Origin of the sequence: Thiogranum longum, assembly GCF_004339085.1 — a bacterium.
Classification (GTDB): domain Bacteria; phylum Pseudomonadota; class Gammaproteobacteria; order DSM-19610; family DSM-19610; genus Thiogranum; species Thiogranum longum.
Genome location: NZ_SMFX01000001.1, coordinates 492,440 through 505,481, shown reverse-complemented (window position 1 = coordinate 505,481; position 13,042 = coordinate 492,440). Strand labels below are relative to the sequence as shown.

Here is a 13,042-nt window from a genome sequence, read left to right as displayed (position 1 = left end):
TTACTCGATGATTTTTGCGACCACGCCGGCGCCGACGGTACGGCCACCTTCACGAATCGCAAAACGTAATCCTTCTTCCATCGCGATCGGTGCAATCAGGCTGACCGTGATCTTCACGTTGTCACCCGGCATCACCATCTCCACACCTTCCGGCAGATCCACCGCGCCCGTTACGTCCGTGGTACGGAAGTAAAACTGCGGGCGGTAGTTGCTGAAAAACGGCGTATGACGTCCACCTTCTTCCTTGCTCAGTACGTACACTTCCGCCTCAAACCTGGTGTGCGGGGTGATCGTTCCCGGCGCTGCCAGTACCTGGCCACGCTCCACTTCTTCCCGCTTCGTGCCACGCAGCAGCACACCCACGTTGTCGCCGGCTTCTCCCGAATCCAGCAACTTGCGGAACATCTCCACACCCGTGCAGATGGTCTTGGTCGTATCCTTGATGCCGACAATCTCGATCTCGTCGCCAACCTTCACCACGCCGCGCTCGATACGACCGGTGACAACCGTGCCACGACCCGAAATCGAGAACACATCCTCGATCGGCATCAGGAACGGCTGGTCAACCGGACGCTCCGGTACCGGAATGTAGCTGTCCAGTGCGTCCAGCAGCTTCTCGATCGACGGTACACCGATGTCGCTCGTGTCGCCTTCCAGCGCCTTCAGCGCAGAACCGGTGATGACCGGGGTATCGTCACCCGGGAAATCGTAGCTGTCCAGCAGCTCGCGAATCTCCATCTCAACCAGCTCCAGCAATTCTTCATCGTCAACCTGGTCGGCCTTGTTCATATATACAATGATGTACGGAACACCCACCTGGCGCGCCAGCAGGATGTGCTCGCGCGTCTGCGGCATCGGGCCGTCGGCCGCACTCACCACCAGGATCGCGCCGTCCATCTGCGCCGCACCGGTGATCATGTTCTTCACGTAATCCGCGTGTCCCGGGCAATCGACGTGCGCGTAGTGACGTGCTTCTGTCTCGTACTCCACGTGCGCGGTCGCAATCGTGATGCCACGCGCACGTTCTTCCGGCGCATTGTCAATCTGGTCGTAGGCCTTGAATTCGCCGCCCTGCTTCTCCGCCGCCACTTTCGTCAGCGCCGCGGTCAGCGTCGTCTTGCCATGGTCTACGTGACCAATTGTTCCCACATTGACATGCGGCTTCGTACGTTCAAATTTTTCCTTGGACACGACTGCTACCCTCTTCCGGTTTTGTTAGTGCCTGATTGTTAAGATGCCTTCTTGACGGCGTCGGTAATGCTGTTTGGTGCTACAGCGTAATGCGCGAACTCCATCGAATACGTTGCGCGACCCTGGGTGGCGGAACGCAGATCGGTGGCATAACCGAACATTTCCGCCAACGGAACCTCGGCGCGGATAATCTTGCCTGCAGGGCTGTCTTCCATACCCTGTACCTGGCCGCGCCGGCGATTCAGATCGCCCATTACGTCACCCATATTCACTTCCGGGGTGACGACTTCAACCTTCATGATCGGTTCCAGCAACACCGGGTCACCTGCCAGCGTCCCTTCCCTGAAACCCATCGAACCCGCGATCTTGAATGCCATTTCGGACGAATCAACATCGTGGTATGAACCGTCATAGAGCGTGACCCTGATATCCACCATCGGATAACCGGCAAGCACGCCACTTTCCATCTGTTCCTGTATGCCCTTGTCAACCGCGCCGATATATTCGCGAGGAATGACACCACCGGCAATCTTGTCGACGAACTCGTAACCATCACCTGCCGGCAAGGGCTCGAGCTTGAGCACAACGTGGCCATACTGGCCACGGCCGCCGGACTGGCGCACAAACTTGCCTTCCGCCTTTTCGACCACCTTGCGAATGGTCTCCCGGTAGGCAACCTGCGGCGCACCGACGTTTGCTTCAACACCAAATTCGCGCTTCATGCGATCGACAATGATGTCGAGGTGCAGTTCGCCCATGCCCGAAATAATGGTCTGGCCGGACTCTTCGTCTGTGCGCACCCGGAAAGAAGGATCTTCCTGCGCGAGCTTGCTCAGCGCTACACCCATCTTTTCCTGGTCCGCCTTGGTGCGCGGCTCAACCGCAACCGATATCACCGGTTCCGGGAAGTCCATGCGCTCCAGCGTAATCACGTTATTGATATCACACAGGGTATCCCCGGTAGTGACATCCTTCAGGCCTACCGCCGCAGCGATATCACCGGCAAACACTTCCTTTATCTCTTCGCGAGAATTGGAGTGCATCTGCACGATGCGGCCCACACGCTCTTTCTTGTGTTTAACCGGGTTGTATAGGGTGTCGCCGGACTTCAGCACACCGGAGTACACCCGGAAAAACGTCAAGGTCCCCACAAAGGGGTCCGTTGCAATCTTGAAGGCGAGCGCTGCAAAAGGCGCATCGTCCGAGGCTTCACGTACTGCCTCTGTCTCGTCCTTGTCATCGAGATGGCCGGTGATCGGCGGCACGTCGACCGGCGACGGCATGTACTCGATGATGGCATCCAGCATGGCCTGGACACCTTTGTTTTTGAAGGCCGACCCGCACAATGCCGGGACCACCTCGTTGGCCAGCGTCCGCTGGCGAATACCTGCTCGAATCTCGTGTTCGTCGAGATTTCCGTTCTCGAGGTATTTCTCCATCAATGCTTCATTGGCCTCGGCTGCCGCCTCAACCATGTGCTCGCGCCATTCGTCGCAGAGCGCCTTGAGGTCACTCGGGATCTCCCGCGCCTCGTAGGTCGTCCCCATGTCGGCCTCGTTCCAGTAAATGGCCTTCATGCGGATCAGGTCAACCACACCTTCAAATTTCTCTTCTGCGCCGATAGCGATCTGCAGCGGCACCGGGTTGCCCCCCAGGCGCTCGCGGATCTGCTCGACCACACGCAGAAAATCGGCGCCTGCGCGGTCCATCTTGTTGACGAACGCCATACGCGGTACACCGTAGCGCGTAGCCTGCCGCCAGACCGTCTCGGACTGCGGCTCGACACCACCGACAGCGCAGAACACAGCCACTGCGCCATCCAGCACTCTCAGGGAACGTTCGACCTCAATTGTGAAGTCTACATGCCCGGGCGTATCAATAATGTTGATACGGTGCTGCTCGAACTGCTTGTCCATGCCCTGCCAGAAGCAGGTCGTTGCAGCGGACGTGATGGTGATGCCACGCTCCTGCTCCTGCTCCATCCAGTCCATGGTGGCAGCGCCATCGTGCACCTCGCCAATCTTGTGCGAGATGCCCGTGTAGTACAGGACGCGCTCCGTCGTTGTCGTCTTGCCGGCATCGATGTGCGCCATGATGCCGATGTTGCGATAACGACTGATTGGAGTCTTGCGCGCCACTGCCGTCAATCCTGTTTTGTTGCGCTGTTACCAGCGATAGTGCGCAAAAGCCTTGTTCGCGTCGGCCATGCGATGCGTGTCTTCCTTTTTCTTCACAGCAGAGCCACGACTTTCCGAGGCATCCATCAATTCACCGGCCAGACGCAATGCCATGGATTTTTCGCCACGCTTGCGTGCTGCATCGATCACCCAGCGCATGGCCAGCGTGGTACGACGTGCCGGACGTACTTCAACCGGCACCTGGTAAGTTGCACCACCAACTCGGCGGGATTTGACCTCGACAGACGGGCGAATATTATCCAGCGCCTTGTCGAGCAATTCGATCGGGTCATTGTCACCGCGTGACTGAATCTGGTCCAGCGCACCATAGATAATGCGCTCGGCAACAGACTTCTTGCCCGACTTCATGACCATATTAATAAATCTGGCCAGCATCAGATTGCCAAACTTCGGATCAGGGAGAATCTCCCGGCGCTCAGCTGCTCTTCTTCTCGACATGGTTTACGTCTCTAAATCCAGTTAACTCAAATGGAACGTTACGACTTCGGTCGCTTGGCACCGTACTTGGAACGACCCTGGCGTCGACTTTCAACGCCCTGGGTATCCAGACTGCCGCGCACCGTGTGATAGCGCACACCCGGTAAATCCTTCACACGACCACCACGTATCAGGACAACCGAGTGTTCCTGAAGGTTATGCCCTTCACCACCGATATAAGTTGTCACCTCAAAACCGTTGGTCAGGCGCACACGTGCGACCTTTCGCAGCGCCGAGTTCGGCTTCTTCGGGGTCGTGGTATAGACGCGTGTGCAAACGCCGCGCTTCTGAGGACATGCCTCCAGCGCCGGGACGTTGCTTTTTACCTGTTTACGGGTGCGCGGTTTGCGCACCAGCTGGTTGATTGTGGCCATTAATGTGTACTCCACCCTCAATCACTCGGGGTGCTAAAAATTTTTGTAAAGTCCTGAAAATAAACGACAGGTCGGGAGAACCCGGCCTGTCGAAGGAGGCGCATTTTAGGTATTCCGCCCGACACTGTCAAGCAGAAATTCGGCAATCCCGGGCTTTACGCCGCGCCCTGGATCACCGGACGATCAGATCGTCAACCTTCCGTCACCTGGGACGGCTCATCATCGGCGGCCGGCTCACTGGCCGGTTTGCTTTCCATCACATCCTCAACGGTAATGCCCTGGCGCTGGCGACGTCGCTCAAGGTGATGCGCCAGACCGGTACCGGCCGGGATCAGACGACCAACGATGACATTTTCCTTGAGACCGCGCAGCCCGTCGCGCAGACCGCGAACCGATGCCTCGGTCAGGACTCGCGTCGTCTCCTGGAACGAAGCAGCGGACACGAACGACTCGGTTGCCAGCGAAGCCTTGGTGATACCCAGCAGCATCGGCGTCCATTTTGCCGGCTCCTTGCCTTCTGCTTCCAGCTTTTCGTTTTCGTCCAGCACGCGAGCCTTGTCGGCCTGTTCGCCACGCAGGAACTTCGAATCACCGGCATCGGTGATCTCAATCTTGCGCAGCATCTGACGGATAATGACCTCTATGTGCTTGTCGTTGATCCCCACACCCTGCAGGCGATACACATCCTGGATTTCCTTGACCAGGTATTCCGCCATCACGGTCGTGCCGAGCAAGCGCAGAATATCGTGCGGGTTCGGCTCGCCATCGGCCAGCATTTCACCCCTGGTGACCTGCTCACCCTCGAATACCGAGATATGACGCCATTTAGGAATCAATTCTTCATAGGTTTCACCACCCGACTCGGCAATAACAAGTCGTTGTTTACCCTTGGTTTCCTTACCAAAGCCTACGGTACCTGACGTCTCGGCCAGAATCGCCGGATCCTTCGGCTTGCGGGCTTCGAACAGGTCGGCAACGCGTGGCAGACCACCGGTAATATCACGCGTCTTGGAAGATTCCTGCGGAATACGTGCAACCACGTCACCCACCTGGACTTCCGCGCCATCCTCCAACGCAACGATTGCACCCGCTGGCAGGAAGTAGTGCGCTGCAAACTCGGTACCCGGGATCTTCAGCTCATTACCTTCGTCATCGATCAGCTGCACCATCGGTCGCAGATCCTTGCCAGCACTGCCGCGCTGCTTGGGATCGGTCACGATAAGACTGCTCAGGCCGGTAATTTCGTCGGTATGCTTCTGCACAGAAACACCGTCGACAAAATCAATGAAGCGCACATGGCCAGCAACCTCAACCACGATTGGATGGGTATGCGGATCCCAGTTGGCAATAATCTGCCCACCTTCAACCGACTGACCTTCATTGGCCGAAATAACCGCACCGTAGGGCACCTTGTAGCGCTCACGCTCACGACCGTGTTCATCGACTACACCGATTTCACCGGAACGCGATACAGCCACCAGGTTTCCGTTCTTGTCGGTCACCGTCTTGATGTTGTGCAACTTCAGTGAACCGCGGTTCTTGACCTCAACATTATTGACGGTCGCCGCACGACTCGCCGCACCACCGATATGGAAGGTACGCATGGTGAGCTGTGTACCCGGCTCACCGATTGACTGTGCCGCAATAACACCGATGGATTCACCGATGTTCACCCGGTGACCGCGCGCCAGATCACGGCCGTAGCACTTGGAACAGATGCCATAACGGGTCTTGCAGGAAATCGGCGAGCGCACCTTGATCTCATCGATACTGGCTTCTTCAATCTTTTCAACCCACTTCTCGTCGATCAGCGTACCGGCAGGAACAACGATATCGTCTGTACCGGGCGCATAGGTATCGGCTGCCGTAACTCGACCCAGTACACGCTCACTGAGCGATTCAACCACATCGCCGCCTTCAACCAGCGGCGTCATCAGCATGCCTTCCTCGGTGCCGCAATCAACCTCGGTCACAACAAGATCCTGAGCCACATCGACCAGGCGGCGGGTCAGGTAACCGGAGTTGGCTGTTTTCAGCGCCGTATCGGCAAGACCCTTACGTGCGCCGTGAGTCGAGATAAAGTACTGCAACACGTCCAGACCTTCGCGGAAGTTCGCGGTGATCGGTGTTTCGATAATCGAGCCATCCGGCTTGGCCATCAGGCCACGCATACCGGCCAGCTGGCGAATCTGCGCAGCGGAACCACGCGCACCGGAGTCAGCCATCATATATACCGAGTTGAAGGAGTCCTGCTTGACCTTCTCACCTTTGGCGTTGATGACTTCTTCCTTGCCAAGCTTGTCCATCATCGCCTTGGCCACCTGGTCATTGGTGCGTGACCAGATATCAACGACCTTGTTATAGCGCTCACCATTGGTCACCAGGCCAGAGGTGTACTGGTTTTCGATTTCCTTGACCTCACTCTCTGCCTCGGCAAGGATCTCGGCTTTCTCTTCCGGGATCACCATATCGTTGATACCGAATGACACAGCGGCGCGTGTTGCATAGGCAAAACCGGTGTACATCAGCTGGTCGGCGAATATCACTGTCGCCTTCAACCCGACGTTGCGATAGCAGAGGTTAATAACGCTCGAAATTGCCTTCTTGGTCATGTTGCGGTCAACCGCCTCGAAAGGGATACCCTCGGGCAGTATCTCGGACAACAGTGCCCGGCCTACCGTCGTCTCGAGTATGCGGCAACGGTGTTCAAGCTCACCATCATCGGTGATATTGCTGTCTTTCAAACGAACTTTCACACTGGCATGCAGATCGGCAACACCACTCTGGTATGCCCGATGCACCTCGGATACGTCGGCAAACATCATGCCTTCACCCTTGGCGTTCACACGCGTGCGGGTCATGTAATAGAGGCCCAGCACCACGTCCTGCGACGGCACGATAATGGGTTCACCACTGGCCGGCGAAAGAATATTGTTGGTGGACATCATCAGGGTACGCGCTTCCAGCTGGGCTTCCAGCGACAGCGGTACGTGAACAGCCATCTGGTCACCATCGAAGTCGGCGTTGAATGCCGCACACACCAGCGGGTGCAGCTGAATAGCCTTGCCTTCGATCAACGTCGGCTCAAATGCCTGGATACCGAGACGGTGCAGGGTCGGCGCGCGGTTAAGCATGACCGGGTGTTCACGAATGACTTCTTCGAGGATATCCCACACTTCCGGACCTTCACGCTCAACCAGCTTCTTGGCCGCCTTGATGGTGGTCGCCAGACCACGCAACTGCAGCTTGCTGAAAATGAACGGCTTGAACAGTTCCAGCGCCATGCGCTTGGGCAGCCCGCACTGGTGCAGACGCAGTGTCGGGCCGACCACGATAACGGAACGCCCCGAGTAGTCGACACGCTTGCCGAGCAGGTTCTGGCGGAAGCGGCCCTGCTTGCCCTTGATCATGTCGGCGAGCGATTTCAGCGGGCGCTTGTTGGTACCTGTAATGGCGCGACCGCGACGACCGTTGTCGAGCAGCGCATCGACTGATTCCTGCAGCATGCGCTTTTCGTTACGAACGATAATATCGGGTGCGTTCAGCTCCAGCAGACGTTTCAGACGATTGTTACGGTTGATCACGCGTCGGTACAGATCGTTAAGATCAGAGGTCGCGAAACGACCGCCATCCAGCGGTACCAAAGGACGCAGTTCCGGCGGCAGTACCGGCAAAACGGTCATTACCATCCATTCGGGCTTGTTGCCGGACTCCATGAAGGACTCGACCAGCTTCAGTCGTTTGCCAAGGCGCTTGAGCTTGGTTTCGCTCTTGGTAGCGCCCATATCCTCGCGCAGCTGGATAATTTCTTTCGGCAGATCCAGGTCACGCAGCAGTTCGAACACGGCTTCCGCGCCCATACGTGCATCGAATTCGTCGCCGTTTTCCTCGATGGCTTCAAGGTAGGCTTCTTCCGACAGCAACTGGCCACGCTCCAGCGTGGTCATACCGGCATCGATCACCACGAAGGCTTCGAAATACAGCACACGCTCGATATCACGCAACGTCATGTCCAGCAGCAAACCGATACGTGATGGCAGCGACTTCAGGAACCAGATATGCGCAACCGGGCTGGCCAGTTCGATGTGGCCCATGCGTTCGCGACGCACCTTGGCCAGCGTGACTTCAACACCGCACTTCTCACACACCACACCGCGGTGCTTGAGGCGTTTGTACTTGCCGCACAGGCATTCGTAATCCTTGACCGGGCCAAAGATCTTGGCGCAGAACAAACCATCACGTTCCGGCTTGAAGGTACGGTAGTTGATGGTCTCGGGCTTTTTGACTTCGCCATACGACCAGGAACGAACCAGGTCCGGAGACGCCAGACCGATGCGGATGGCATCAAAGTCGTCATTGTGACCTTGCGGTTTTAGCAGATTGAGTAAATCTTTCATGTTGTCTCCCTCAGTCCTGTTCCAGTTCCAGGCTGATACCCAGCGATCGAATTTCCTTCACAAGCACATTGAAGGACTCGGGCATTCCGGCTTCCATAAAATGGTTACCGTCAACGATGTTCTTGTACATCTTGGTACGGCCGTTTACATCGTCGGACTTGACCGTCAGCATTTCCTGCAAGGTATACGCGGCGCCGTAGGCCTCCAGTGCCCACACTTCCATTTCACCGAAGCGCTGACCACCGAACTGCGCCTTGCCACCCAGCGGTTGCTGGGTCACCAGGCTGTACGGTCCGGTAGAGCGAGCATGCATCTTGTCGTCGACCAGGTGATTCAGCTTCAGGATGTACATGTAACCCACGGTAACCTGACGTTCGAAGGTCTCGCCGGTGCGACCGTTGTACAATGTTGTCTGGCCACTCTCCGGCAGGCCGGCGAGTTGCAGCATACGCTTGATTTCCGATTCGGCAGCACCGTCGAATACCGGTGTCGCCATCGGCACGCCCTTGCGCAGGTTATTTGCCAGCGCAACGATCTCTTCATCAGTGAAGGAATCGAGGTCTTCTTTCTTGCCGCTGGCGTTGTAGATCTCACCGAGGTACTTGCGCAGCTCCTGAATCTTCGCCTGCGCATCCAGCATTTCGCCAATACGCACACCCAGTCCGGACGCTGCCCAGCCAAGATGCGTTTCCAGTACCTGGCCGACGTTCATACGTGACGGCACGCCGAGCGGGTTAAGGACGATATCAACCGGTGTACCATCCTCATCGTACGGCATATCTTCCACCGGCACGATCATGGAGATAACACCCTTGTTACCGTGGCGACCGGCCATCTTGTCACCCGGCTGGATGCGGCGCTTGACGGCCAGGTAAACCTTGACCATTTTCAGCACACCAGGCGCAAGGTCATCGCCCGCGGTAATCTTGTTGCGTTTTTCTTCCAGTCGGCGATCAAATTCTTCACGCACACTCTTGAGCTGTGTTGACGCTGCTTCAAGCTGTGTATTGTCATCCTCGCTCTTGAGACGGACTTCGAACCACTTGTCCTTGTCCAGACCATCAAGATAGGAAGCCGTGATTTTTGCGCCCGACTTCAGACCGGAAGGACCACCGGCTGCCGTTTTGCCAACCAGTAACTTCTCGACACGCTGGAAGACATCGCCTTCCATGATGCGCAACTGATCATTCAGGTCCTTTTTGACACCTGCAACCTGTTCATCCTCGATCTGCAGTGCGCGGGCATCCTTGTCGACACCATCACGGGTGAATACCTGCACATCGATAACAGTACCGTCCATGCCGGACGGCACGCGCAGCGAGGTGTCCTTCACGTCGGAGGCCTTCTCGCCAAATATGGCGCGCAGCAGTTTTTCTTCCGGTGTCAGCTGGGTTTCACCCTTAGGTGTCACCTTGCCGACCAGGATGTCGCCCGGTTTGACATCGGCACCGATGTATACAATACCGGACTCGTCCAGCTTGCCCAGCGCCCCTTCACCCACATTCGGGATATCGCCGGAGATCTCTTCCGGACCCAGCTTGGTGTCACGGGCAACACAGGTCAGCTCTTCAATATGAATGGTGGTAAAGCGGTCTTCCTGCACCACGCGCTCGGAGATAAGAATGGAATCCTCGAAGTTGTAACCGTTCCAGGGCATGAACGCGACGCGCAGGTTCTGCCCCAGCGCCAGTTCACCCAGATCCGTACTCGGGCCGTCGGCCAGTACGTCACCACGCGCTACCACGTGACCCGGCGACACCAGCGGACGCTGGTTGATGCAGGTATTCTGGTTGGAACGGGTGTACTTGGTGAGGTTATAGATGTCCACACCCGCTTCACCAGCCTCCGTCTCGTTGTCATTGACACGCACCACGATACGGCCGGCATCGACTGAATCAACAACACCCCCGCGGCGTGCAACAACGGTTACACCGGAGTCGACCGCCACCGTGCGCTCGATACCGGTGCCCACAAGAGGCTTCTCTGCACGTAACGTCGGAACGGCCTGACGCTGCATGTTGGATCCCATCAGCGCGCGGTTGGCGTCATCGTGCTCAAGGAACGGGATCAACGCAGCCGCCACCGACACAATCTGTTTGGGTGACACGTCAATGTAATTAACGCGGTCCGGTGTGGACAGCGTAAATTCATTCTGATGACGGCAGGACACCAGCTCGTCGATCAGCTTGCCTTTCGCGTCGGTATTGGCGTTGGCCTGCGCAATCACAAACTCGCCTTCCTCAATCGCCGACAGGTAATCCACATCGTCGGTCACACGACCGTCGATAACCTTGCGGTATGGCGTCTCCAGGAATCCATATTCGTTGGTCCGCGAATACACGGCCAGCGAATTGATCAGACCGATGTTTGGACCTTCCGGTGTCTCGATCGGGCAAACGCGACCATAGTGCGTCGGGTGCACATCGCGTACTTCAAAACCGGCACGTTCGCGCGTCAGACCACCCGGGCCAAGCGCCGATACGCGACGTTTGTGGGTAACTTCCGACAAAGGGTTGTTTTGATCCATAAACTGGGACAACTGGCTGGAACCGAAGAATTCCTTGATAGCAGCAGCCACCGGCTTGGCGTTGATAAGCTCCTGTGGCATCAGGCTTTCGGATTCCGCCACGCTGAGACGCTCACGCACGGCGCGCTCAACACGCACCAGGCCGATACGAAATACATTTTCCGCCATCTCACCAACACAACGTATACGGCGATTACCAAGGTGATCAATATCATCGACAACACCTTTGCCATCACAGATATCAACCAGTGTCGTCATAACGTCAAGGATGTCGGACCCACGCTCCGCAAGCACTTCTTTCAGCTTGCCCCAGGTGATGGTTTCATCTTTGTAATCGATACTTTCAAGCAACTGTTGCAGCCACGGCCAGGGAGACAGATCAACCAGGGCAATTTCCTTGTCATCACTCTTGGGTTTCAGTGCCGCTTGCAGCTGACGCGTGAAATAGACCGAGTCAACCAGGATGCCGGCGCCCGTGTCGCCTTCGCGACCCACACGACGGTTAAACTTCATGCGACCGACCACTGACAGGTCGTAGCGCTCGAAGGTAAAGAACAGGTTGTGGAACAGGTTTTGCGCAGCTTCCTTGGTCGGTGGCTCACCGGGACGCATCATGCGGTAAATCTCGACCTGGGCTTCCAGCGCATTATTCGTTGGATCGATGCGCAAGGTATTTGAAATATACGGGCCCCGGTCCAGATCATTCGTGTAGAGCGTTTCGATTTCCTTGACACCGGCAGCCTTGAACGCCTCGATCATCTCTTCAGTGATCTCGTCGTTGGCATTGGCAATGACCTCGCCGGTTTCCTTGTTGACCACGGTACGCGCCAGCGTTTTTTCAAGCAGGTAATCAGCCGGGACTTCCAGCGTCTTGACACCGGCCTTGTCCAGTTCGCGGATGTGCCGCGCGGTAATGCGACGACCTTCCTCAACGATCACCTTGCCCTTGATCTTGATATCGAAGGTTGCGGTTTCCCCACGCAGACGCTCCGGCACCAGGTCGAGCTCGACCTTGTCACCCTTGAGGTGGAAAGTATTGGTTTCAAAGAACAGGTCGAGGATCTGCTCGGTTTCATAACCGAGCGCACGCAGCAGTACCGTAGCCGGCAGCTTACGACGGCGATCAATGCGCACGAACAACGCATCCTTGTGATCGAACTCGAAGTCCAGCCAGGAACCACGATAGGGAATCACGCGCGCGGAAAACAAAAGCTTGCCGGACGAATGGGTCTTGCCCTTGTCGTGGTCGAAGAACACACCCGGCGAACGATGCAACTGCGAGACGATAACACGCTCGGTGCCATTGATGACAAAGGTGCCGTTTTCCGTCATCAGAGGCAGTTCGCCCATGTAGACTTCCTGTTCCTTTATATCCTTGATGGACTGGTTGCTGCCTTCCTTGTCATAAATAATCAGACGCACCAGCGCGCGCAGTGGCGCCGCGTAGGTCATACCCCGCATCTGACATTCCTTGACGTCAAACACCGGCTCGCCGAGGCGGTAGCTCACATAGTCGAGCGCCGCCGTTCCGGCGTAACTGGTAATGGGGAACACCGACGAGAACGCTGCATGAAGTCCCTTCTCCCGCCGACTGCTTTCAACCGTATCCGCCTGAAGAAAATCACGGTACGAATTCAGCTGAGTCGCCAGCAGGTAGGGAACGTCAAGAACGCTCTGCCGCTTGCCGAAATCCTTACGGATGCGTTTCTTTTCGGTATAGCTATAAGCCATTGGTGTTCCTCTTGGTCGTAATGAGCAGAGCCTGCCATCAGGCCCCGGTATTTCCAGCGGTTGTTGAAAATCACCGTTTCCGGCGGCTTTCAACAACCTGCTTTGTAAAAGCGGGAAAAGGCCGGCAGCGAAAACTCGCTACCAGCC

The 13,042-nt window shown here is 56.7% G+C and carries 6 protein-coding genes; all 6 read right to left on the bottom strand.

Annotation, left to right across the window (positions count from 1 at the left end):
* Entirely contained in the window at positions 1-1,191 is a 1,191-nt protein-coding gene (gene tuf / locus DFR30_RS02440) for an elongation factor Tu (RefSeq protein WP_132971158.1), read from the bottom strand.
* A 38-nt stretch (positions 1,192-1,229) separates the two neighbouring features.
* Entirely contained in the window at positions 1,230-3,329 is a 2,100-nt protein-coding gene (gene fusA / locus DFR30_RS02435; RefSeq protein ID WP_132971157.1) for an elongation factor G, read from the bottom strand.
* Positions 3,330-3,356: 27 nt separating this feature from the next.
* Positions 3,357-3,827 carry a 30S ribosomal protein S7 gene (gene rpsG, locus DFR30_RS02430; protein ID WP_132971156.1) on the bottom strand — a complete coding sequence of 157 codons (471 nt, stop codon included), beginning with the start codon at positions 3,825-3,827 and terminating at the stop codon, positions 3,357-3,359.
* 38 nt (positions 3,828-3,865) lie between these two features.
* Positions 3,866-4,240, bottom strand: coding sequence for a 30S ribosomal protein S12 (gene rpsL, locus DFR30_RS02425; protein WP_132971155.1), 375 nt, complete (start codon positions 4,238-4,240; stop codon positions 3,866-3,868).
* 191 nt (positions 4,241-4,431) lie between these two features.
* Entirely contained in the window at positions 4,432-8,637 is a 4,206-nt protein-coding gene (rpoC, locus tag DFR30_RS02420; RefSeq protein ID WP_132971154.1) for a DNA-directed RNA polymerase subunit beta', read from the bottom strand.
* A 10-nt stretch (positions 8,638-8,647) separates the two neighbouring features.
* Positions 8,648-12,895, bottom strand: a complete 4,248-nt coding sequence (gene rpoB / locus DFR30_RS02415; protein ID WP_132971153.1) for a DNA-directed RNA polymerase subunit beta — start codon at positions 12,893-12,895, stop codon at positions 8,648-8,650.
* Between the last annotated feature and the right edge of the window lie 147 nt (positions 12,896-13,042).